Annotated in this window: 21 protein-coding genes; 9 read left to right on the forward strand and 12 right to left on the reverse strand. The window is 40.1% G+C overall.

What is annotated here, in order from left to right:
* Nucleotides 1-126: 126 nt before the first annotated feature.
* The 10 genes from A0765_RS03140 to A0765_RS03190 all read right to left on the reverse strand — a co-directional run bounded on the left by A0765_RS03140 (nt 127) and on the right by A0765_RS03190 (nt 13,397).
* Nucleotides 127-399, reverse strand: coding sequence for a Veg family protein (locus A0765_RS03140; RefSeq protein WP_005592064.1), 273 nt, complete (start codon nt 397-399; stop codon nt 127-129).
* A 1-nt stretch (nt 400) separates the two neighbouring features.
* Entirely contained in the window at nt 401-1,756 is a 1,356-nt protein-coding gene (dnaB, locus tag A0765_RS03145; RefSeq protein ID WP_015606064.1) for a replicative DNA helicase, read from the reverse strand.
* A gap of 25 nt (nt 1,757-1,781) precedes the next feature.
* The gene (gene rplI / locus A0765_RS03150; protein ID WP_005591407.1) at nt 1,782-2,234 is read right to left on the reverse strand and encodes a 50S ribosomal protein L9; all 453 of its coding nucleotides are present in this window, start codon (nt 2,232-2,234) and stop codon (nt 1,782-1,784) included.
* Nucleotide 2,235: 1 nt separating this feature from the next.
* The gene (locus A0765_RS03155) at nt 2,236-4,221 is read right to left on the reverse strand and encodes a DHH family phosphoesterase (RefSeq protein WP_179856138.1); all 1,986 of its coding nucleotides are present in this window, start codon (nt 4,219-4,221) and stop codon (nt 2,236-2,238) included.
* A 288-nt stretch (nt 4,222-4,509) separates the two neighbouring features.
* Nucleotides 4,510-6,420 carry a tRNA uridine-5-carboxymethylaminomethyl(34) synthesis enzyme MnmG gene (gene mnmG, locus A0765_RS03165; protein WP_062004621.1) on the reverse strand — a complete coding sequence of 637 codons (1,911 nt, stop codon included), beginning with the start codon at nt 6,418-6,420 and terminating at the stop codon, nt 4,510-4,512.
* Between the two features lie 146 nt (nt 6,421-6,566).
* A complete protein-coding gene (locus A0765_RS03170) occupies nt 6,567-6,998 on the reverse strand; it encodes an SseB family protein (protein ID WP_062004564.1) in 432 nt (143 codons plus the stop codon).
* Between the two features lie 21 nt (nt 6,999-7,019).
* Nucleotides 7,020-8,165, reverse strand: a complete 1,146-nt coding sequence (gene mnmA, locus A0765_RS03175) for a tRNA 2-thiouridine(34) synthase MnmA (RefSeq protein ID WP_257000795.1) — start codon at nt 8,163-8,165, stop codon at nt 7,020-7,022.
* A 258-nt stretch (nt 8,166-8,423) separates the two neighbouring features.
* Nucleotides 8,424-8,960 carry an aggregation-promoting factor gene (gene apf, locus A0765_RS03180; protein ID WP_062004566.1) on the reverse strand — a complete coding sequence of 179 codons (537 nt, stop codon included), beginning with the start codon at nt 8,958-8,960 and terminating at the stop codon, nt 8,424-8,426.
* A 144-nt stretch (nt 8,961-9,104) separates the two neighbouring features.
* A complete protein-coding gene (locus tag A0765_RS03185; protein WP_062004567.1) occupies nt 9,105-11,699 on the reverse strand; it encodes a YfhO family protein in 2,595 nt (864 codons plus the stop codon).
* Nucleotides 11,700-11,774: 75 nt separating this feature from the next.
* Entirely contained in the window at nt 11,775-13,397 is a 1,623-nt protein-coding gene (locus tag A0765_RS03190; protein WP_045499935.1) for an ATP-binding cassette domain-containing protein, read from the reverse strand.
* Between the two features lie 238 nt (nt 13,398-13,635).
* Between A0765_RS03190 and trpS the strand changes: the two genes are divergently transcribed.
* Together trpS and guaB are read left to right on the forward strand one after the other, a co-directional pair.
* Complete coding sequence (trpS, locus tag A0765_RS03195; RefSeq protein WP_062004568.1) at nt 13,636-14,661, forward strand: tryptophan--tRNA ligase; 1,026 nt, start codon at nt 13,636-13,638, stop codon at nt 14,659-14,661.
* Nucleotides 14,662-14,826: 165 nt separating this feature from the next.
* Nucleotides 14,827-16,308 (forward strand): IMP dehydrogenase, encoded by a 1,482-nt coding sequence (gene guaB, locus A0765_RS03200; RefSeq protein ID WP_005591397.1) that lies wholly within the window; start codon nt 14,827-14,829, stop codon nt 16,306-16,308.
* A gap of 88 nt (nt 16,309-16,396) precedes the next feature.
* On the opposite strand, the gene recF is transcribed toward guaB, so the two are convergent.
* Nucleotides 16,397-17,509: a DNA replication/repair protein RecF gene (gene recF / locus A0765_RS03205; protein WP_062004570.1), complete on the reverse strand. Its 1,113-nt coding sequence runs from the start codon at nt 17,507-17,509 to the stop codon at nt 16,397-16,399.
* Nucleotides 17,510-17,512: 3 nt separating this feature from the next.
* Nucleotides 17,513-17,902 carry a S4 domain-containing protein YaaA gene (gene yaaA / locus A0765_RS03210; protein ID WP_062004571.1) on the reverse strand — a complete coding sequence of 130 codons (390 nt, stop codon included), beginning with the start codon at nt 17,900-17,902 and terminating at the stop codon, nt 17,513-17,515.
* Nucleotides 17,903-18,091: 189 nt separating this feature from the next.
* Here yaaA and yfmF point away from each other — a divergent pair, with 189 nt between their 5' ends.
* Genes yfmF through A0765_RS03245 form a run of 7 tightly spaced genes read left to right on the forward strand, consistent with a single transcriptional unit; the run spans nt 18,092 to nt 24,498 of the window.
* Entirely contained in the window at nt 18,092-19,339 is a 1,248-nt protein-coding gene (gene yfmF / locus A0765_RS03215; protein ID WP_062004573.1) for an EF-P 5-aminopentanol modification-associated protein YfmF, read from the forward strand.
* Nucleotides 19,339-20,634, forward strand: a complete 1,296-nt coding sequence (yfmH, locus tag A0765_RS03220) for an EF-P 5-aminopentanol modification-associated protein YfmH (protein ID WP_062004575.1) — start codon at nt 19,339-19,341, stop codon at nt 20,632-20,634. Before yfmF ends, yfmH begins: the two co-directional genes overlap by 1 nt.
* Before the next feature lie 58 nt (nt 20,635-20,692).
* The gene (gene rodZ / locus A0765_RS03225) at nt 20,693-21,508 is read left to right on the forward strand and encodes a cytoskeleton protein RodZ (protein ID WP_062004577.1); all 816 of its coding nucleotides are present in this window, start codon (nt 20,693-20,695) and stop codon (nt 21,506-21,508) included.
* 10 nt (nt 21,509-21,518) lie between these two features.
* Nucleotides 21,519-22,058 (forward strand): CDP-diacylglycerol--glycerol-3-phosphate 3-phosphatidyltransferase, encoded by a 540-nt coding sequence (gene pgsA, locus A0765_RS03230; RefSeq protein WP_062004579.1) that lies wholly within the window; start codon nt 21,519-21,521, stop codon nt 22,056-22,058.
* A 1-nt stretch (nt 22,059) separates the two neighbouring features.
* On the forward strand, nt 22,060-22,887 hold the full coding sequence (locus A0765_RS03235; protein ID WP_062004581.1) for an energy-coupling factor ABC transporter ATP-binding protein: 828 nt from the start codon (nt 22,060-22,062) through the stop codon (nt 22,885-22,887).
* Nucleotides 22,872-23,711, forward strand: coding sequence for an energy-coupling factor transporter ATPase (locus A0765_RS03240; RefSeq protein WP_062004583.1), 840 nt, complete (start codon nt 22,872-22,874; stop codon nt 23,709-23,711). The genes A0765_RS03235 and A0765_RS03240 overlap by 16 nt, the downstream gene beginning before the upstream one ends.
* A complete protein-coding gene (locus tag A0765_RS03245) occupies nt 23,704-24,498 on the forward strand; it encodes an energy-coupling factor transporter transmembrane component T family protein (RefSeq protein WP_062004585.1) in 795 nt (264 codons plus the stop codon). The genes A0765_RS03240 and A0765_RS03245 overlap by 8 nt, the downstream gene beginning before the upstream one ends.
* Nucleotides 24,499-24,638: the final 140 nt, after the last annotated feature.

The following is a 24,638-nucleotide window of genomic DNA, read 5'->3' on the forward strand; positions in this document are numbered from 1 at the left end:
CTACCTTGACTATCTCTAGTATAGCATGTTTAGGTTAAGAAAAATCCCAGAAATGAACTGTTCCTCAAAGTTGAGTTTTACCCAACTCTAGGAAGCAATACAAAGTTCTGGAATCACCTATTATTCTTAGTCAAAATAGCGAATTAAATTTTTCTCTGTCAAAATATCTGAGTAAGTATAGGACTCCACATAGGTGTTGGCAATTTCACCCGGCTGCCCCCCTTCATTTTCATACTCAACGATAAAGAGAGAAGGATAAACTTCAATCAAACGACCTTGTTTACTTTTTTGGCGCTTACGGCCATTTTCCAAGGTCATCTCCACCATCTGCCCCTCGTGAGCCTTGATGTCCTCCTTGATTTTCTTCATTTTTGCCACATCTGTAAATGCATCACTCATACTATACATCCTCTCTTTTAGAAATACTTGAAAATTTATTATATTCTTTTTGGAAAATTAGCTCAACCGTACCACGCGCTCCGCTCCGGTTTTTCTCAATAATGACTTCAACCTTGTTGTTAGGAATGCCTTCCTCTTCCTCACCGGCCCGCTCATAATAGTCATCCCGATAAAGAAAGGCTACGATATCCGCATCCTGCTCGATGGAACCTGACTCCCGAATATCAGACAGCACTGGTCGCTTATCCTGTCGCTGCTCCACGCCACGTGAGAGCTGACTCAGCGCAATAACCGGAACCTTGAGCTCCTTCGCCAAAATCTTAAGCTGGCGGGAAATTTCCGAAACTTCCTGCTGGCGGTTTTCACGACCCGTTCCTGTAATCAGCTGCAGGTAGTCAATCAAAATCAGACCAAGATTACCTGTCTCTTGAGACAGCTTACGAGCCCGCGAACGAATCTCTGTAATCCGAATCCCTGGCGTGTCATCAATATAGATACTAGCATTGGCCAGATTTGCCGTCGCAATGGTATATTTTTGCCATTCTTCATCTGTCAATTGCCCTGTACGAATGGAGTGAGAGTTAATCACCCCTTCTGAAGCCAGCATCCGGTCCACCAGACTCTCTGCCCCCATTTCTAGGGAGAAGATAGCCACTGTCTTATCCAGCTTGGTCCCGATATTCTGGGCGATATTGAGGGCAAAGGCCGTCTTTCCGACCGCAGGACGAGCAGCTAGGATGATTAACTCTTCTTCGTGCAAACCAGTCGTCATCTTATCCAGCTCACGGTAACCCGTCGCAATCCCTGTAATATCAGTCGTTTGCTGAGAACGAGCTTCCAGACTAGCGAAGTTAAGATTTAGAATATCCTGGATTGTTTTAAAACCGCTACGGCTGGCCGTTTCACTGACATCAATCAGGGCCTTTTCCGCACCCGCAATGATTTCCTCAGATGGTCTCTCACCATCATAGGCTTGGTTAATGGATTCCGTCAAACGCGAAATCAGCCGACGCAAGATCGCTTTTTCAGAGACAATTTTGGCATAGTACTCTGCATTGGCAGAAGTCGGTACAGAGTTAACGACCTCCACCAGATAGCTCAAACCGCCAATATTCTGCAAGTCTCCTTGGCTATCCAAAATATTGCGAACGGTGGTCGCATCGATAGCATCCCCACGATCCGCCAAGTCAATCATGGCCTTAAAAATCAGCCGATGGGCATATTTAAAGAAATCCCCAGGCTCAATATATTCACGGACAAAGACCAGTTTGCTCTCATCGATGAAAATGGCCCCTAGTACAGACTGTTCTGCTAAAATATCTTGAGGCTGAGCTCGCAACTCATCAATCTCTGCCATAGGTGAATCCTTCCTTTAATTCTTTTTACCCTTCCGTAACCCGCAGGCGAATCACACTTGTCACATCTTGGTAAATCTTTACAGGAACATCAATCAAACCAATCGAACGAATGGGAGAATCAACCTTGATATTCCGTTTGTCAATTTTTAGACCAAATTGCTTTTGTAGTTCATCAGCAATTTTTTTATTAGTAATCGAACCGAAAGTCCGTCCGTCTGGTCCGACTTTCTCTGTAAAAGCAACAACCGTTGCTTCTTCTTCCAACTTAGCCTTAATAGCTTGAGCTTCTGCCACCATCTCCGCGTGGGCTTTTTCTTGAGATTTTTGCTTTCCTCTCAGCTCACCGATAGCTTGTGCATTGGCTTCCTTAGCCAGATTTTTCTTAATCAGGAAATTTTGAGCATAGCCAGTAGGTACTTCCTTGATTTCCCCTTTTTTCCCTTTCCCTTTTACATCCTCTAAAAAAATAACTTTCATTTTATTTCTCCTTTTCTATTGATTCTTCATTACCCACCACTTGATCCATAATCTCTTGATTTAGACGTTGAGTGACTTCAGCAACTGTTTGATCGCTAACTTGCGCTGCTGCTAGATTAAAGTGGCCGCCACCACCCATTTTCTCCATAATCCGCTGAACATTGATCTTACTGCGACTACGAGCTGAAATGGATACATACCCCTCGGTATTCCTGCTGACCACAAAGGTTGCTTCAATGCCTGACATGGCAAGCATGGTGTCAGCTGCCTTACTAATGACGACTGTATCATAGCTGGCATTTTCAGCACCCGCTGCTACAATCACATTTGGCAAAAGCTTCTTACCTGTCAAAATCAGCTCATTGACTGCTCGATACTCTTCAAAATTCGTCGAAGAAATATCCTGAATGACTACACTATCACTGCCCCGAGCCCGCAAATAACTGGCTACATCAAAGGTTCGACTCGTTACTCTGGAGGTAAAATTCTTGGTGTCTAGCATAATCCCAGCCATGAGCAGGCTGGCTTGAATTTTATTCAGGCGATTCTTCTTGGAATTTTGAAACTGAATCAACTCCGTTACCAATTCACTGGCACTGCTAGCCCCACTTTCGATATAGGCGATGACCGCATTTTCAGGAAAATCCTCATCGCGACGATGATGGTCCACCACAATCGTCTGACTAAATCGGTCAAACAATTCTCTTGAAAGCGTTAAGGCCAACTTCGAGTGATCCACCATTATCAATAGTGAGCGACTGGTCACTCGGTTTACGGCTTCCGAGATCGGCAAAAGATAATCAGCGCCTTCTGATGTCAATTTTTGAATAGAGCGATAGATATCCGAGCCCATCTGTTGGTCATCATACACAACATAGGCTTTCCCAATGATATTGCTAGCAAAAAGCTGCATACCCACCGCGGAACCTAAGGCATCCAAATCAAGATTGCGATGACCAACCACGAAAACCTGATCTACACTCTTGATTTTATCTGAAATAGCTGCCATCATAGCCCTCGTACGCGTACGTGTACGTTTGACAGATGCAGCTGTTCCACCACCGAAGTAAACTGGATTCTTGGTCTCGTCATTCTCTTTGACAACCGCTTGGTCGCCACCTCGGACCTCAGCTAGGTTAAGATTGAGGAGCGCGGTCTTACCAATTTCATCATGCTTGCCATCTCCGTAAGAAAAGCCCATACTAAGCGTCAGAGGAAGTTTTCGATTCTTGGCTTCTGTCCGAAATTGATCAATGATCGAAAATTTACTATCCATCAGTTGTTCCAAAACCGTATAATCCGTGAAAAGATAATAACGATCCATTCCCACCCGACGGTAGAACATATGAAATTGCTCAGAAAACTCTGCTACAAAGTTAGCTACAAAGCTATTGATATGACTAATATCTGAATCTGATACAGCATCTTCCAAATCATCATAATTATCAACTGAGACAACACCGATAACTGGTCGCGTCGTAACGAGCCCAACTGTTGCTTCATACTCACTTGATGCATCAAAAAAGTACAGGACACTAGAAGCTGAATCAAAGTAAACAGAATACTGGTTATCTCCTACTGTTGCGTAGCTACCGGATTTCGAAGCAGCAAGCTGGATAATTTCCTGCAGGAGATCACTATTTAGCTCCCCATCATCCGTTGTAAAAATCAATTCAGCATAAGGATTGAACCAGTCCACATCTCCACTATTTTCATTGATTTTAATCACACCAACTGGCATCTTATCCAACAAAGAAGCTAAACTTCCCTCTGCTTGATGATTGACATAGCGAATCTGCTCAAGCTCGTCCAATTCGGTCACTCTTTGCTGCTGAATAAATAGTCCAACCAAGAGTACCAGCACTATGAAAAGAGATACCAGCATAGGCAAACTATCACCAAAAAGGCGTAAGCAAATAGCTAATATGATAAAGGAAGTAACCCCCACTATCGCAAAGTGGCTCGGGGAAAAACGAATTCTTTTCATTAAAAAACCTCTTATTGCGCCATTTTACCATATTTTCTTAAAAAAAGCGAGTTTTCACTGCCCTTGAATACTTGTAAAGCAAGAAAGACTCAAATCCCGGATCTATTCTCAAATAAACATTCACAATTAATTTACAAGATGTGTAAATCTTGTAAATTTTATTAAATAAAAAGTTGACAGTAGTTGTAAATATTTCTCTATATAAAAGAGATCTTTTGTAAACATTTATTTACAAACGTGTAAATTATGTAAAAAACGTACTATCAATAAGATAGTACGTTAATATGGCTATGATTTTGCTTTGTTTTTAGAAATGCTTCTAGACTTGCCTTCTAAGTAAACCATCAAAATAGAAATATCTGCTGGATTGACACCCGAAATACGGCTTGCCTGACCAATCGTTTCTGGATTGATTTTCTTAAACTTCTGTCGCGCTTCTGTCGCGATCGAGTCAATATCATCCCAGTCAATATTAGCTGGAATGCGCTTTTCTTCCATGCGTTTCATCTTCTCAACCTGATCAAGAGCTTTAGAAATATAACCTTCGTACTTAATCTCTGTCTCAATTAGCTCGATAATCTTTTCATCCAACTCTTCTGCCGCTGGACCAATGAATTGAACCACATCTTGATAAGACACTTCCGGTCGCCGCATAAATTCTTTGGCTGTCACTGCATCTGTCAGAGCTTTAAAGCCAAGCGCTTCTATCTTAGCATTGGTTTCCTTGACAGGTTTCAACTTGATGGATTCCAAGCGCTTCATCTCGTTGTCAAATTGATTCTTTTTAATCTCGAAACGAGCCCAGCGCTCATCATCTACCAGACCAATTTCTCGGCCAATCTCTGTCAAACGCATATCGGCATTGTCATGGCGGAGAATCAAACGGTACTCAGCTCGGCTAGTCAAGAGGCGATAAGGTTCTACAGTCCCCTTGGTCACCAAATCATCAATCATGACTCCAATGTAACCATCACTGCGCTTCAAGATTAACTCCGGCTTCCCTTGGATCTTCAAGGCCGCATTAATCCCAGCGATAATCCCTTGACCAGCGGCTTCTTCATAACCAGAAGTTCCATTGGTCTGACCTGCTGTAAAGAGCCCTGAAATTTTCTTAGTTTCCAAGGTTGCCCGTAACTGGTGGGGCATGATCATATCGTACTCAATGGCATAGCCTGTCCGCATCATCTCAGCATTTTCTAAACCTTTGATAGAGTGAACTAAGTCCTTTTGTACATCTTCTGGCAAACTAGTTGACAGCCCCTGCACATAAACTTCTTCCGTATCACGACCCTCAGGCTCTAAGAAAAGCTGGTGGCGTTCCTTATCCGCAAAACGGACGATCTTATCCTCAATAGACGGACAATAACGTGGCCCTACTCCTTTAACAATACCTGAAAACATAGGAGCACGGTGCAGGTTATTTTGGATAATTTCATGACTTTCTGCATTGGTATAAGTCAACCAGCAAGGTACTTGATCTTTCACATAGTCCTCATCACGAGACGTATAAGAGAAATGATTAGCTTTTTCGTCTCCTGGCTGAATCTCAGTCACATCATAATTGATAGATGATGCCTTAACACGTGGAGGTGTTCCTGTCTTAAAACGGCCAATTTCAAAACCTAGATCCCGCAGGTTATCTGCTAAAGGAATGGCTGCCAAGCTATGGTTTGGACCAGATGAATACTTGAGGTCGCCAATGATAATTTCTCCCCGTAAGGCTGTTCCAGTCGTCACAATAACAGCTTTAGCTGCATATTCCTGTTGCGTCGCTGTTTTAACACCAATTACTTTACCATCTTCTACCAAGATTTCATTAATCATGGTTTGTCGCAAAGTCAAATTTTCTTGATTTTCAACAGTCTTGCGCATTTCTTTAGAATAGAGCTCTTTATCTGCCTGCGCCCGAAGAGCCCGAACTGCAGGTCCCTTACCCGTGTTGAGCATTTTCATCTGGATATAGCTCTTATCGATATTCTTAGCCATTTCCCCGCCCAAAGCATCTACTTCACGGACAACAATGCCTTTTGCAGACCCTCCGATAGAGGGATTACAAGGCATAAAAGCCAGCATCTCAATATTGATGGTTGCCAAAAGAACTTTACAACCCATTCGACTAGCAGCAAGCGATGCCTCAACCCCAGCGTGCCCTGCTCCAATCACGATAACATCATAACTTTCAGTAAAATTGTGTATCATTTCTTTTTCCTTCATTTTTTCACCAAAAAAGGCCAAGTCTCTAGAAGTGCAGGACAAAAAAGCCTGCAACATCCATGAGCTTTGACCATCATAGGTATTGCTTATCTTATTTTAGCAAATTATGTTGAATTGTCAATCTAAAGCAACTAAGATTGGCGAATCGCTTCAAAAGCTTCTTTATCAATCTCGACAGATTCAGAGAATGCGTCTAGAACAATCCCTCTTAATGGAAATCTCCCTCTGCCTTCAACTGCAAACAAACAATCTGTGACAGGCAGTTGCAACCAAGAAAAGCGATCATAGTATTCTTTTGGAATCTCTTGCTCGTTTGAGAAACAGGGATAGAAATAATCATCTCCCTTTTGCAGAATATCGGGTTTTAGGCGAACACCTTCTTGACCTTCACTTTCATCTATCAGATAAGCATTGAAGGGAACCCAAACCTTAGATTGCTTTAATACCTTAAACAATGCCTCTATAGATTCTGTCGTTTTCTCATCCAAATACTGTTTTTTATAGTCAGAAAGAGTTTCAAGCTCTTTCTTCTTATCAATTTTTTTCTTAAAAAATTGAAACATCCTCGTTCCTCTTGTAGTTACTTAAATGTACTGCAAGACTTGACCATTCTTATAAGCTCTGTCAATCAATCCTCCACCTAAACACTCTTCTCCATCATAGAAAACGACTGCTTGGCCTGGAGTAACGGCCCTTTGTGGTTGATCGAAGTTGACAACAGCCTTGTCACCCTTTACAGTAACTGTCACCTTAGAATCTGGCTGCCGGTAACGGAACTTAGCTGTACATTCCATAGTAAATTCTTCCGGCATTTCTTTCGTGAAATGAACCTGACTAGCGTCAAGGCTGGTTGACATTAAATGGTCATGATAGAATCCTTGACCAACATAAAGAATATTTTGGCTAAGATCTTTTCCGACCACAAACCAAGGTTCATTATCACCACCCTGCTGACCACCGATCCCAAGACCACCTCGCTGGCCAATGGTATAGTACATTAGTCCTGCGTGCTGACCCATATCTCGGCCATCCATTGTCATCATGCGACCAGGCTGGGCTGGTAAATATTGACTCAGAAATTCTTTAAAATTCTTCTCACCTATGAAGCAAATGCCAGTCGAGTCTTTTTTCTTAGCAGTGGCCAAGCCAGCTCTTTCAGCAATTTCTCGAACTTCTGGCTTTTCTAGATGTCCCAGAGGGAACATAGTCTTCTGAAGTTGTTCCTGTGATAGCTGACTTAAGAAGTAGGTCTGATCCTTATTGTTGTCCTTGCCACGTAACATATGGACTAGTCCATCTTGGTCTCTCTTCACCTGAGCATAGTGACCCGTAGCAACGTAATCTGCACCCAGTGTCAAGGCATAGTCAAGGAAGGCTTTAAACTTGATTTCCTTGTTACACATGACATCTGGGTTCGGAGTCCTACCAGCTCGGTATTCCGCCAAGAAGTATTCAAAAACACGTTCCCAGTACTCTTTCTCAAAGTTGACAGAGTAGTAAGGAATGCCAATCTGGTCTGCAACAGCTGCTACATCTTTGTAATCTTCTGTGGCTGTGCAGACACCAAATTCATCTGTGTCGTCCCAGTTTTTCATGAAGATGCCAATTACATCGTAACCTTGCTCTTTCAAGAGTAAAGCAGTTACTGATGAATCGACACCTCCGCTCATACCAACGACGACACGAGTCTTAGAGTTATCACTCATTGTGTTCTCCCATCTTTTCGTTATTTCACGATTGAAGGTCGTGCTGTGCTTTCAACGATTGAAGGTCGCTTGAGCAAGGTCTATTATAGCATGATTTAGCAAGGAGAACAACGAATAACCTTTGCCCAATCTGATGAGCTTTATAAGTTGTCAAGTAAATTTACAGTATTGTAAATACCTTGATGTAAAATATCATATTCCAAGCAAAAATGTACTAATAATTATAAAAAAGGAACTAGAATGCAAATTCCAATCCCTATAAACATATTTTTAAATAAAGTTTTAATACCAGCCATTTGCTAACCAGAAATTTTTAGCAGCCGACCATGAGCCATAGCGACCTACTACATAAGCATCCGCTGTCTTCTCTTGATTTTCTGGTGACAAATCTCCATTTAGATAGGTAATAGTCAACTGATAGCGACCATAGTATTGCCCATTTTGCGCTGTATAACTGCCGCTGGATTCTTTTTGAGCAATCCACTCCTTAGCCTCTGCATCCTCAGCACTCAAGTCAGAACTTGGGTTTACAGTAGATTGCTCAGCCTTATCTGATTTTTCAACAGTCACCTGCTCAGATACATCATCGTCCAGCTCTAAAACCTGACCAATACTAATCAGATTGATATTGCTGATCTTGTTTTTTTGCGCAATCTTGTCAACAGTCGTCTGATGAGAAGCAGCAATCGCGGACAAGGTATCACCTGACTTGACAGTATAACTTTCTGCATTGGCTACAATCGGAAGCAAAGCAGCAGCTCCTGCCATCAAACTAAGCAAGCCTGCTTTCATCATTCTATTTTTAAAATACAAATTCATGTTTAGAATTCTCCTTTTCTGTGATATATCTATCCTAAAGTAAAAGTATTACAGAACTTTATTACTTTGATGAATTATATTACAGACTATTGAAGAACTTGTAAAAACAGACCTATATTCTAAAGTTTTTTGATGATGTAAAGGCTATGCTGAACTATCCCTATGTTTTTTGCTCCATTTAAATCGAACTCTATCATAGAAGAAAAATAAAACTATTCCTAAAATGAAAGCTGCAGTTCCTTCCTTTAGTCCCCTTGGAACAAATGATAAAGTAACTCTACCTGCTCCTCTGTTCACATCAAGTTTCATAAAACCATTTTGCGCACGTTTTAACGGAACCTTCTTGCCATCTACACTAGCTGTCCACCCCTTATCATAAGGAATGGTGAAAAAGAGAGAACTATCTTTATCCGCATGATAATCAACCGTTACCCTATTGGATTTTGTCGTCACAGAAACTTCTTGTTCTTTCAATTTACTTATGAGTTGCTGATATTTACTCACATCCACAGAGAAAAACTCTGGTTGGTTAAAAGAGACAGTTCGATTCTCTGGAAAAGAAAATTGAATAGAAACCGTCTGTGCTTCCTTAAAGTAGCCAATATTCAAAAATGGAAAAACATTATGGGTCGGGTAACGATTCGTGATTCCATTTACAGTGATATTGACATCGGTTTGATTATCGTTTGAAAAATCAAGATCTGAAAGGTTGACATAGACTTGACTACCTGCAGGCACCTCAATTGTGTAAGTGAGGCTAGCATAGCTTAATTGAGCGTCAGTTTCGATGCTTGCAGTTACTTTCCCTTCGGTTTCTTCCTGATCACCAGCGATAGAAATTCGCTCATAATATTTATGATCCAAACCCGATAGTTGATTTAAAAAGGCTGTCTGATTGTCGAGCGTTAAATTAGTGAACTTGACATCTTTGTAAACATCATTGGTTAAGAAAGCCAAACCCAAAGCATAATTATTTTCATACAATGTCATTGATCGCTCAGTCTTATCTGCAGAAAAACCAAATTTCTGCGGATCTGTTTCAGACAAGTTATACTTTACAGCAAAAAGGCTATCCATCAAAATGCTATTATTTTGATAGCGGAGATTAAGGTTAGTTCCTGCTGATTTAAAACCTAACTTATCTAACGTCGAGCTAGCTTGCGTGTTCCTGACTGATGAGAATTGAGAAATTCCATTATAATTAAATTTCATACTGTCATTCCCAGTCTGAGGATCAAGCCTCTCTGTTCGAAAGAAATCTTTGTTTTCTTTCTTACTATACTTGACAAGACTGTCAATCTCGTTCATCTTTTTCGAATAGGATGAACGACTTGCAAAAACCCATTCTTTAGCAATTCCATCAACCTGATAATAAGCGTTTAAAGTAAGCTCAAAAACCACAAAAAACAGTAAAGATATTGTAAACATCCTTTGCCTAACGTGATAACGAATAAAAGCAAAACTGATTAAGAGATAGGCAAAGAAAAACTCTAAAGTAAAAATGTAATTTTCGGGACCAAGAAAATCATAGTGTTTTCTATAATGCAAAGTGGCTAGAAAACCAAAAGAAATGAGTAGCAAGCTAAGGAATACTTGTCGCCATTTTACCTCCTCCAAACGATTGAGCGTTTCTGCAGCCATCAAAATGATAAGAAGAGAAAAGAGCCAAGAATAACGATGTAAAAACATATTTGGCGCATGCATTCCTTGCCAAAGCAAATCCAAATACTGCAGTCGAAAACTCACTATAAAAATGCCAATCAAGAAAATGTAGGCCAGTTTCACGCGAAGCTTGATACTTTTTATCGTGAAAAATAAGATACTTAAAATAAGAGGAAATAGACCAACATAAATCATAGGAATGGATCCATACTTAGTCGTATCAAAACTTCCTACAAAATTTTTAGCAAAAATATCTAGATACCAACTTTTCTCAGTAAACAAGTCTTCAACCTTTGTCAAGGTCTCACCATGTGAACTCAGATCTAGATAAGTCGGCAAAATCATAATTAAACTAGTAAGGCCTGCTAATATTGACACGATAGCAAAATCAGGGAGAGACCGAATCCTGGCCTTAAAATCCCAAGAAAGCTGAACGAGGTACCAAAGGACTAAAAACAAGGCCATCATATAACCAAAATAATAATTTTGGATAAAGAGAATTGACAAGCTTGTAAAGTATAAAACTCTCCCTTGTCCATTCATCAACTTGTGTAAACCAAAGATGATAAGAGGAACTACTATAAATACATCTAACCAAGTTTTTATTTCTAGTTGACTAACTGAAAAACTCATCAAGGCAAAGGAAGTTGACAGAGTCAAGATTAGTGTTTCTGGAATTTTTTTAAAGATCCCTTTAATGCTAATACAAGTTGTCAAGCCAATCAAGCCAAATTTAATAAGAGTAAACAAGTAAACCGCATCTGGCATTGATTTTAAATCGAAAAAGTAGACGAAGGGGGAAAGGAAACTCCCTAGATAATAGCTAGATAGGGCATAGAAATTTTGTCCTAATCCACTTGAAAATGTGTAAAAAAGACTATCCGTTCCATGAAGGATATTTCTCAATGTCGTATCAAATACGACATACTGATGGAAGCCGTCTCCAAGTAAAGGCGAAGTATTGCTACCCCAGTAAATACCTTGACTCAGATAAACAAAACACATAAAGAGAAAAGGTAAGGTGAAGGAAGCTAAATAAAGCCAATTTTTCTTAAAAAAATATCTGATTTTTTCCATGTTTCTTATAGAGAAAGAGGCCGAAACGTTGTTTCATGCCTCTGTAAACTTCTGTCAACTTACATTGACAACTTATTAATCTTTCCAAAGTTCTTTGACTTTTGCCTGAACTTCTTGATTTTCCAAAAATTCATCATAAGTTTCGTCAATGCGGTCAATCACACCATTTTTTGAGAGAACGATGATATGGTTGGCCAAGGTTTGAATAAACTCATGGTCATGGCTGGCAAAAATGATCGACTCTTTAAAGTTCTTCAAACCATCATTAAGACTAGAAATAGATTCCAAATCCAAGTGATTGGTTGGGTCGTCCAAAACCAAAACATTTGACTTGAGAAGCATCAGTTTAGACAACATAACTCGAACTTTTTCTCCACCTGACAAGACGTTGACAGGCTTGTTAACCTCATCGCCAGAGAAAAGCATACGACCTAAGAAACCTCGAAGAAAGGTATTATCGTCTTCTTCTTTACTAGCAAATTGACGAAGCCAGTCAAGAATAGACTCACCACCAGCAAAGTCACGAGAATTATCTTTTGGCAAATAAGAACGACTGGTTGTAACACCCCACTTGATGGTCCCCTCATAGTCAATATCTCCCATCAAGGCACGAATCAAGGCAGTTGTCTGAATATCATTTTGTCCAATCAAAGCTGTCTTATCGCCAGGACGCAGGATAAAGCTGATATTGTCAAGAATAGTCTCGCCGTCAATCTTGACAGAAAGATTTTCTACTGTCAAGAGATCATTCCCGATTTCACGCTCAGCTTTAAAGCTGATAAATGGATATTTCCGGCTTGACGGAACAATTTCTTCCAATTCAATCTTATCCAACATCTTTTTACGAGAGGTTGCCTGTTTGGACTTGGAAGCATTGGCAGAGAAGCGGGCAACAAACTCTTGCAATTGTTTGATTTTTTCTTCTGCCTTAGCATTTCGGTCAGCGAGCAACTTAGCTGCCAATTCACTTGATTCTTTCCAGAAATCATAGTTTCCGACATAAAGTTTGATCTTACCAAAATCAAGGTCAGCCATATGCGTACAAACTTTATTTAAGAAGTGACGGTCGTGGGATACGACAATAACTGTATTCTCAAAATCAATCAAGAAATCTTCCAACCAAGTGATAGACTGGATATCCAAACCATTGGTCGGCTCGTCCAGAAGTAAGACATCTGGCTTGCCAAAAAGAGCCTTGGCAAGAAGGACCTTAACCTTGTCGCCATTCGACAATTCACTCATATTTTGATAATGTAAGTCTTCTGGAATATTGAGGTTTTGTAGCAATTGAGATGCTTCACTTTCAGCTTCCCAGCCACCCAACTCAGCAAATTCTCCTTCCAGCTCAGCTGCTCGAACCCCATCCTCGTCAGAGAAGTCAGGCTTCATATAGATGGCATCTTTTTCCTTCATGATGCTATAAAGGTGCTCGTTCCCCATGATAACGACATCAATGACCCGCTCATCCTCATAGTCAAAGTGATTTTGACGCAAAACAGAGAGTCGCTCATCTGGCCCTAAAGAAATATGGCCTGTCGTTGGCTCAATATCCCCAGCTAAAATCTTCAAGAAGGTAGACTTACCCGCACCATTCGCTCCAATCAAACCATAGGTGTTTCCTTCTGTAAATTTAATATTTACTTCATCAAATAATTTTCGATCACTGAAACGCAGTGACACATCAGATACTGTAAGCAATGATTTTCTCCTATATATGTAGTCTCCTCCATTTTACTAGAAAATTCTTCTTTTTTCAAATTATTATGGAATAAAAAACTATTTAAAGAGATGAAAATGCCGTCAAATTTGTAAACATGTTGTAAATATATTGTCAACTAATTTCTTTTAAACTATGATTCTTCTTTTTTCTTCTAGATTCTTCCGCATTTTCTTTGAAAATGATATAATGAGAACAACACTAATTGAGGAGCAAGCAATGACAAAACCCATTATTTTAACCGGAGACCGTCCGACTGGAAAATTACATATTGGTCATTATGTAGGAAGCTTACGTAACCGTGTCCTTTTACAAAATCAAGACAAGTATGAGATGTTTGTTTTTCTGGCGGACCAACAAGCTCTGACAGACCATGCGAAAGATCCACAAACGATTGTAGAATCCATTGGTAATGTGGCTTTAGATTATCTAGCAGCTGGACTGGATCCCAAAAAAGCAACTATTTTCATCCAGAGTCAAATTCCAGAGTTGGCAGAACTGTCAATGTACTATATGAATTTGGTGTCTTTAGCTCGTTTAGAGCGCAATCCGACTGTCAAGACAGAAATTGCTCAAAAAGGTTTTGGAGAAAGTATCCCAACTGGCTTTTTGGTTTATCCTATCTCTCAAGCAGCTGACATTACAGCCTTTAAGGCCAATTATGTACCTGTCGGAAATGACCAAAAGCCTATGATTGAGCAGACACGTGAAATTGTTCGTTCCTTCAATCATGCCTATGACTGTGAGGTTTTGGTGGAGCCAGAAGGCATCTATCCAGAAAATGAAGCGGCTGGTCGTCTGCCAGGGCTTGATGGCAATGCTAAAATGTCAAAATCATTAAACAATGGGATTTATCTAGCGGATGATATGGATACTCTCAAGAAAAAGGTCATGAGCATGTATACCGATCCCGACCACATCAAAGTTGAAGATCCAGGAAAAATCGAAGGTAATATGGTTTTCCATTATCTGGATGTTTTTGGTCGGCCAGAAGATGCTGCTGAAATTGCGGCTATGAAAGAACACTACCAACGCGGTGGTCTGGGGGATGTCAAAACTAAACGCTATCTCTTAGAGATTTTAGAGCGGGAATTAGGACCAATCAGAGAGCGTCGCCTCGAGTTTGCAAAAGACATGGGCCAAGTCTATGACATGCTGAAAGAAGGCAGTGAACGTGCTCGACAAGTTGCTGGACAAACCCTGTCAGAAGTCAAAAATGCAATGGGAATTAATTACTTTAAATAACGAACAATAATAGCAGATTACATCAAAAACCATCGTCTTTTACCTGAAAAAGAGATGGTTTTTAATTTTTGCATAATAATCATTGACAAATGCCTATAGAATGGTATGATATTAACAATAAAAAGACGAGCCCTGCTCAATATATAAGAAAAGAGGAAACTGTGGATGTCTAACTGGGACACTAAATTTTTGAAAAAAGGTTTTACCTTTGATGATGTATTGCTCATTCCAGCTGAAAGTCATGTGTTGCCAAACGATGCTGATTTAAGTACAAAACTTGCTGAGAATTTAAAATTAAATATCCCAATTATTACTGCGGCTATGGATACAGTTACCGAAAGTCAAATGGCGATTGCTATTGCCCGTGCCGGCGGTCTAGGTGTCATCCACAAAAATATGTCTATTGCACAGCAGGCTGATGAAGTTCGTAAGGTAAAACGTTCTGAAAATGGTGTCATTATCGATCCATTCTTCCTGACTCCTAATCATACAATTGCTGAAGCAGATGAATTGATGGGGCGCTACCGCATTAGTGGGGTTCCAGTGGTTGAAACGATGGAAAATCGTAAATTAGTCGGTATCTTGACTAACCGTGATTTACGCTTTATTTCAGATTACAATCAACCAATTTCCAACCACATGACCAGTGAAAATCTTGTTACAGCTCCAGTCGGAACTGATCTGGCAACTGCTGAAAGAATTCTGCAAGAACACCGGATTGAAAAACTACCTTTAGTGGATGAAAACGGTCGACTTTCTGGTCTCATCACCATTAAAGATATTGAAAAAGTGATTGAGTTCCCAAATGCAGCCAAAGATGAATTTGGTCGTCTTCTGGTTGCAGGTGCGGTAGGTGTCACTTCAGATACATTTGAACGTGCCGAAGCCCTTTTTGAAGCAGGTGCTGACGCAATTGTTATTGATACTGCACACGGTCACTCTGCTGGGGTTCTACGTAAAATTGCTGAGATTCGTGCTCACTTCCCAGACCGTACTTTGATTGCTGGTAATATTGCAACTGCAGAAGGTGCGCGTGCCCTTTTTGATGCTGGTGTTGACGTAGTAAAAGTTGGAATCGGACCAGGTTCTATCTGTACAACTCGTGTCATTGCTGGTGTTGGTGTCCCACAAGTAACAGCAATCTACGATGCAGCTGCAGTTGCACGTGAATATGGAAAAACCATCATTGCTGATGGTGGAATTAAATATTCTGGAGATATTGTTAAGGCTTTAGCTGCAGGTGGAAATGCAGTCATGCTTGGTTCCATGTTTGCTGGAACAGACGAAGCGCCAGGTGAGACTGAAATTTTCCAAGGACGTAAATTTAAAACTTACCGTGGAATGGGCTCTATCGCAGCTATGAAGAAAGGCTCCAGCGATCGCTACTTCCAAGGCTCTGTCAATGAAGCTAATAAGCTAGTTCCAGAAGGAATTGAAGGGCGTGTAGCTTATAAAGGAGCCGCTGCAGATATCGTCTTCCAAATGTTGGGCGGTATCCGTTCTGGTATGGGATATGTCGGTGCAGCTAATCTGCAAGAACTTCATGAAAATGCTCAATTTATTGAGATGAGTGGTGCTGGTTTGAAAGAAAGTCACCCTCACGATGTACAAATCACCAATGAAGCTCCAAACTACTCTGTCCAATAAAATTATAAAGAAAAACAACCTTGTCAACTCCTTGACAAGGTTGTTTTTTAAGTTTGCAATGTTGTAAATTCAATTTACAGTTGTTTTGCTAATTTGTAAAGCCTACATTTTCTTCTTTCTTAATTACGCCCTGACTTATCTGAAAAATATTAATATCTTCTGGTAGATTGTGTAAGTGATCTAAGCTGGTTGTCGTGATGAAAGTCTGGATGTTTTGAGAGATAGTTTCTAGCAATTTTAATTGACGCATGTTGTCAAGTTCGCTCATTACATCGTCAAGCAATAATATCGGCGTATCTTTTGTAAGACTTTCTATTAGTTTAATTTCAGCTAACTTGAGAGATAGAACAACACTACGGTGTTGGCCTTGGCTACCAAATCCGGCATCCATATCATTGATAAAAAAGTTAATATCATCTCGATGAGGTCCAACACCAGTATTTTTTTTGAAAAGGTCTCGTCTACGACTTTCTGATAAGGCTGACCGAAAAGAAGTTTCCAAATCTTCGAGACGTGAAAACGGAACAGATGACAAATACTTGATTGTCAAATTCTCTTTCCCTTGAGAAATATCGCTATGACTTTCCTGAGCAAAACCTTCTAGCTTTTCAATAAAGTCTAAGCGATGTTGCATGACACGACAACCAAAATCAATCAGTTGCTCATCTAGAACAGAGAGAAAGGTTTCATCTACCTTGTCATTGGCCTTAAGATAGGCATTTCTTTGCTTAAATACATGATTATAGTTAGACAAGTCAGAAAGATAGATGGGCTTGATTTGCCCAAGCTCAATATCAATAAATTTTCTGCGTAAAGCAGGGGCGCCTTTAATGAGCTGTAAATCTTCTGGAGCAAATAAGACAACGTTGACAACCCCTATATAATCTGATAGTTTCCCTTGTTTTAAATGATTTATTTTGGTGATTCTCCCCTTTGGTGTCAACTCTATGTCAAGTGGGATTTTACCCGTTGTTTTTTCAATGATTCCTGAAATTTGAAGATTTTTCTCTTGAAAATGAATCAAATCCTTATCGGTTCGGGTCCGGTGACTGCGAGTAAGGGCTAAAAAATAGATGGCTTCTAGAATATTGGTTTTCCCCTGTGCATTTTGCCCCAGAAAGATATTAAGGCCAGGATCAAAATCAACCTCTGCAGCTTGGTAATTACGAAAATGTTTAATTTTCAGCGTTTTTAACCACATGGCTTAAGTTCCTGGAAAGCGAACAGGTGCTTTTTTGCTTCTCTGCTCGGGCTTTCTTTTCTTCTGTTCTTTTTTTGCTGGTTGAGATTTTTTCAAGTCCTTATTCATGGCTTTAACCAAGTCTGCCACTCTTTTTTTCTCTGCTTGCTCCTCTTGATGTTCAAGGATTTCCTCCTGACTTGGGGCAAAGAGGATGATCTCCAGTTGCTGATCTGGGAGAGAGACTACATCCCCAATTCTAAGTTTTTTTCCTCGTCTATTTTCTAGTTCACCGTTAAAAAAAACCTGATGATCTGCTAAAAATGACTTGATTGCTCCGCCACTTTGAATGATACCGACTTCTTTTAAGAGAGCCTGTAGAGTAATAAATTCGTCAAATAATTTGTATTCCATATTTCACCTCAATCCTTGTCATTATATCATAATTTAAGCAGAAACTGTTCTGTGGTAGTCTCATTCAAGGACAAGTTTTACTAGAAAAATAGAAAACGCTTTAATCTCTAAAAATGCCGATCCTTACAAAGCATTAAATAGCATTTCGTGTTATAATAGAAGTCTATATTATTCGGTATGAGGAGCGCAATGGAAATCATAAAAGGATTACATCTTCACTTCATTCAGTCAGAAAAATTTAAAACCAATAAAATTAAAGTGCGATTTTCAGCTCCTATGTCTGAAAAAACAATAGCTGGGCGGGTTCTTACGGCCAGTATGCTGGAAACTTCAAATGCCCTTTATCCAACATCGCAAGCCTTTCGAGAAAAATTAGCGAATTTATATGGGGCTAATTATTCGACAAGTCTTTCACGACGGGGATTAGTGCATTATCTGGATATCAATCTTTCTTTCGTGCGGGATCAATTCTTGAGCCGAAAAAATATGTTGGCAGATGAAATACTAGATTTTTTGAAGGCTAGTCTCTTTTTTCCTCTGTCAAATGGACAGGCTTTTGATACCAAAACTTTTGAGATTGAAAAGAGAAATGTTTTAACAGACTTGGAAGCTGAAATTGAGAATCATTTCTACCATGCTCACAGAGAGTTAAATAATTTATTTTACGATTTACCAGAAATGCGGATTCCACGCGTGGCAACAATCGAGCTAGTAGAAAAAGAAACGGCTGAAACTAGTTTCGCTGCTTTTCAGCAAATGCTAAATCAGGATCAAATTGATTTTTTCTTCATAGGTGATTTTAATGAGATTGCTGTTCGTGAGAAACTCCAAGAGTTCCAGTTTTCTGAGCGAGAGCAGCCTTTACAGCTTAGCTATCAGCAAAACTATTCAAATATAACCAGAGAAAAGCTGGAGCAGCGAGATGTACATCAGTCCATTGTTGAACTGGCCTACCATTTTTCTAGTCAATATGGGGATCGCAGCCATCTGCCTCTAATTGTTTTGAATGGCTTATTGGGAGGATTTGCTCATTCCAAACTCTTTGTCAATGTTCGGGAAAAAGAGAGCCTAGCCTACACTATTTCTAGTAGTTTTGATATTTTTTCTGGTTTGATGCGAATCTATGCTGGAATTGACCGAGCAAATCGGACAAAGACCATCGCTTTAATCAACCGACAAATTCTAGATTTGAAGCGGGGACATTTCACAGATGAAGAACTTGAACAAACCAAGAATATGCTGAAAAATTCAATACTTCTGGCTCAGGATCGACAAAACACCTTGATTGAGCGTGCTTACATGTCCTCTGTTCTAGGGAAAAAATTTCTGTCACTAGAGGCTTGGCTGAAAGCATTAGAAAATGTCAGCAAAGCTGATCTTATAGAGGCAGCCCAGCAATTGAAATTACAGGCGATTTACTTTATGGAAGGGAAATAATGCAGAATCCAGGTTTAGAAAAAATCAATTATATAGCCGTGGGAGAAAGCATCTATCGGGCGGTGCTAGCAAATGGATTGCAGGTTTACCTACTCCCTAAAAATGATTTTAATGAAACCTACGGCATCATCTCAACACATTTTGGCTCTGTTGATACTAGGGTTGTTTCACGTGAAACAAAGCAAGTTTCTCATTATCCAGCAGGGATTGCGCATTTTTTGGAGCACAAACTATTCGAGCGTGAAAACGGTGAGGATTTACTGCTGGAATTTACTAAATTTGGCGCAGAAAGTAATGCCTTTACAAGCTTTACACGGACTAGCTATCTGTTTTCTACAACAAACTGTGTAGCAGAAAATCTGAAGCTGTTGCAGGAACTCGTTTCCAAAGCTAATTTTTCAGAAGCATCTGTTCAACGTGAGCAAGGAATTATCCAGCAAGAAATCGAAATGTACCGAGACGATCCAGATTATCGGCTCTTCTTTGGTGCTTTGAGCAATCTCTATCCTCAAACTCCACTAGCAGAAGATATCGCCGGAACGACAGAGTCAATCATGGATATTACTATGGAAGATCTGACAGAGAACTTTGACCTTTTCTACCGTCCGTCCAATATGACTTTATTTGTCATTGGTAATTTTGATTTGGAGTCTACTTTTGAAGATATTGTCCAAACACAAGAGACTTTATCTCCTAAATTATTAACTGAAACGATTGAAAAAGAGCCTCTCATCTTACAGCCAGTAGTTCCAACTGCTACTAGTCGAATGGAAGTTGCCAGCCCTAAGTTGGCGATTGGTATTCGTGGCAAAGATGCAATACAGGATACGGAGCTTTATCGCTATAAAATTGCCCTGAAATTGCTTTTTGCCATGATGTTTGGTTGGACTTCCAAGCGTTTCCAGACCCTGTATGAAAACGGAAAAATTGACAATTCGCTCACTCTTGAAGTAGAAGTGGAAAAGGATTTCCACTTTGTCATCCTAACTATGGACACGCAGGAACCCGTAGGAATTTCTCATCAATTCCGCTCAGCCATCCGGAAGTTTGCTCAGGATCCAGATGTCACAGAAACACACCTGGATACGATTAAAAGTGAAATGTTTGGAGATCTGCTGCATGGGCTAAATTCTCTTGAATACATGGCAACTCAATATGAACCGCATTTAAAAGGGGAGAATCTTTTTGATTTACCTAAGATTTTACAGGATATCACTTTAAATGACGTCTTAAAAGTTGGACATCGCTTTATCGACCAGTGTGATATGACAGATTTTACTATTTTCCCAAAATAGTTCCAAGTTTATTTCAAAATTTTGTTAGAATAATGTCTAAGAGAAAAGGACTATCCGTATGAGAAAAAAAACGATAGGAGAGGTACTCAGACTTGCTCGAGTAAATCAGAAACTTACTTTAGCAGATGTAGCCAAAAAAACAGATATAAAAACTGACTATCTAAAGGCTCTTGAAAACAATCAATACGAAAAATTTCCAAATGCCTTTTACGTCCGTAGCCTGCTGCGAAAATACGCTTGGGCTCTGGATTTAGACGAGACAATTCTTTTAGAGGCATATGACACAGATAATACTGTCGTTTATGACGAAATTGAATTAGCTGAAAACGAGGAATTTCGAAGCAGAAAATATAAAAATCGTTCTTTTTCGCTTCCTCTCTTTTATTTCCTAGTAGTTGCCCTGTCCATCATTATTTTTGTCACCTATTACGTTTGGCAATATGCAAATACAACTACTCCGCAGTTTACCAGCTCCGATAGTTACAGCCTTGTCTCGAGCTCAAGTCTCGAAGATCGTTCAACTCCACCTGAGACTTCCACAACCGACTCTAGCTCAACAAAAGAAAAGCTGGAAGTCACTGGAGAAGGAAACTATTTAATTGCAAAATATCGTGGTGAGTCGCAAAATACTCAGTTAACAATCTCAGCAAACAATACCTCAAGCTGGATTAGTGTGACAAATACAGACTTGGCAGCAGGTACAACCCTTACTCCAGCCCAATCAAGCCAAACAGTGACACTCTCTCCCAATACGACTTATACAATTACCTTAGGAGTTGTAAAAGGCGTCACTGTCACTGTCGGCAGTCAGAAAATAGACCTATCTACCTTGACCAGCGACAGTGCTATAATCACCCTTACAATTGAATCATAAAGGAAGAATGATGAAAAAAGAAAATATCCCCAACGCTTTAACCCTTGCCAGAATTGCCTTAATTCCAATCTTTATTTTGATTTTGACTTTTGGGCATTCGCCAGCCATGCATATCCTAGCTGGAATCATTTTCGCCCTTGCCAGCATCACAGACTACCTGGATGGCTATCTGGCGCGCAAGTGGCAGGTCGTGACCAATTTTGGGAAATTTGTCGATCCCATGGCCGATAAACTGCTGGTTATGTCCGCTTTTATCATGCTGATTGAAATGAAAATGGCTCCTGCTTGGGTAGTAGCTATCATCATTTGCCGAGAGCTGGCTGTCACTGGTTTGAGGCTCCTCTTGGTAGAAACTGGCGGAACAGTTCTAGCGGCTGCTATGCCAGGCAAAATCAAGACTTTCACGCAGATGTTTGCCATCCTCTTTCTTCTGCTCCATTGGACTTTAATCGGTCAGATTCTCCTTTACATAGCCCTGATTTTCACTATTTATTCTGGCTATGATTATTTCAAGGGCAGTGCCTATCTCTTTAAAGATACATTTAAATAATATGGAAAATATCATTGAAGTAAAAAATCTTAGTTATCGCTATGACCATAAGTCTGAAGATTATATTTTAAAAGATGTCTCGTTTCACGTGAAACAAGGAGAATGGCTATCTATTGTCGGCCACAATGGCAGCGGAAAATCGACTACGGTTCGTTTGATTGACGGTCTTTTAGAAGCCGAGAGTGGCGATATCATCATTTCTGGAGATAAATTGACGGCTGATAATGTCTGGGAAAAACGTCGCCAAATCGGCATGGTCTTTCAGAATCCTGATAATCAGTTTGTTGGGGCCACTGTTGAGGATGACGTTGCATTTGGTCTGGAAAATCAAGGCATGGATTATCCGATGATGGTGAAACGCGTCCATGAAGCTCTAGAACTAGTCGGCATGCAGAATTTTAAAGAGAGAGAACCTGCTCGACTTTCCGGCGGACAGAAGCAAAGAGTCGCTATTGCTGGCGTAGTCGCGCTCCAGCCAGATATTATCATCTTGGATGAAGCAACCAGTATGTTAGACCCAGAAGGACGACTGGAATTGATTCGGACTGTCAAGAAAATTAAAGATAAGAATCAGTTAACAGTCATCTCCATTACCCACGATTTGGACGAGATTTCGCTGAGTGACCGTGTCCTCGTTATGAAAAATGGTCAAGTTGAGTCAACCGCTACACCAAGAGAACTCTTTTCCAGACCTGATTTGGAAGACTTGGGCTTGGATCAACCCTTTGTCAACCAGGTCAAAGCTGCCATGATTCAAACTGGGCTAACTCTGCCAGAAACCTATTTAACTGAAAAAGAATTGCAGGAACAATTATGGGAATTACTCTAAATAAAGTCAGTTATACCTATCAGGCTGGAACTCCATTTGAGGGTCCAGCGCTTTTTGAAGTTGATTTGGAAATCAAAGATGGCAGCTATACGGCTTTGATTGGACACACTGGCAGCGGAAAATCAACCATTTTACAGCTTTTGAATGGCTTGCTGACTCCTAGCGAAGGCAGTGTGCAAGTCAATCATGTCACCATCACTTCAAATTCTGTCAACAAGGACATTAAACAAGTTCGTAAACAGGTTGGTTTGGTGTTTCAATTTGCTGAAAGTCAGGTTTTTGATGAGACTGTTTTGAAAGACGTGGCCTTTGGTCCGCAAAATTTTGGTGTTTCTAAAGAAGAAGCCGAGGCTTTAGCACGTGAAAAATTAAGCCTTGTCGGCATTTCTGAAGAATTGTTTGGCCGCAGTCCTTTTGAACTTTCTGGCGGGCAGATGAGAAGGGTCGCCATTGCCGGAATCCTAGCAATGGAACCTGACATCTTGGTGTTGGATGAACCAACGGCCGGACTTGATCCAGCAGGACGAAAGGAATTGATGAGCCTCTTTAAAAAACTGCATCAAGCTGGAATGACCATTGTTCTTGTAACCCATTTAATGGATGATGTTGCTGATTTTGCTGATACAGTCTATGTTTTGGAGAAGGGGCGTGTCGTCAAAAGCGGCCAGCCTGCTCAAGTTTTTCAAGATGTCGATTTTATGGAAAAGATTCAGCTAGGAGTGCCTAAAATCACGAAATTTGCCCAAGAATTAGCTAAAAAAGGAATGACATTTTCTCATTATCCAATTACGATTGAGGAATTTAAGGAGATGATACATGGATAAATTGATTTTAGGACGGTATATCCCAGGAAATTCAGTCATCCATCGATTGGATCCGCGTAGTAAATTGGTGGCCATGTTCTTCTTTATTTTATTGATTTTCTGGGCCAATAATCTCATCACTAATTTACTGCTATTTGTTTTCGTTTTCACTCTGATTTTTCTCTCAAAAGTTCCTTTGACATTCTTTCTAAAGGGCATTCAATCAATGGTGTTCATTATTGCCTTTACCACCCTCTTCCAGCTATTTCTGACGGGGGGAGACAAGGTACTTTTCCAATTTGGTTTCATTAAAATTACGGAATTTGGTCTTTCTCAAGCGGGGATTATCTTTAGCCGTTTTGTTTTGATTATCTTCTTTTCAACCCTTCTGACCTTAACCACAACACCACTCAGCCTTTCAGATGCAGTAGAGGCTCTACTGAAACCACTCAAAGTCTTTAAAGTTCCTACGCATGAAATTGGTCTCATGCTCTCTATGAGCCTGCGTTTCGTACCGACTTTAATGGATGACACTACGAGAATTATGAATGCTCAGAGGGCTCGAGGAGTTGATTTTGGCGAAGGAACGATTGTTCAAAAGGTTAAATCAATCATTCCAATCTTAATTCCCTTATTTGCTTCTAGTTTCAAGCGGGCAGACGCCTTAGCTATCGCAATGGAGGCGCGTGGCTATAGTGGAGGCGAAGGAAGAAGCCGCTATCGACAACTTTCTTGGAAAATGATTGATAATCTTGCTCTTCTCTCTATTTTCCTGATTGGCATTTTACTCTTTTTCTTGAAAAAATAGAGAATAGTATAAGTTTTATCTCAATATTTTTTCCTGCTATCTAATGAAATAAACTAAAAATCCTTTTAAAATAATATTTTTATGTGTAAATCTCAATATTTTTGTAATATTCGTGCTTAAAATGTAATCTTTTAGTAATA

Origin of the sequence: Streptococcus cristatus (assembly GCF_001588905.1) — a bacterium.
Lineage (GTDB): Bacteria > Bacillota > Bacilli > Lactobacillales > Streptococcaceae > Streptococcus > Streptococcus cristatus_N.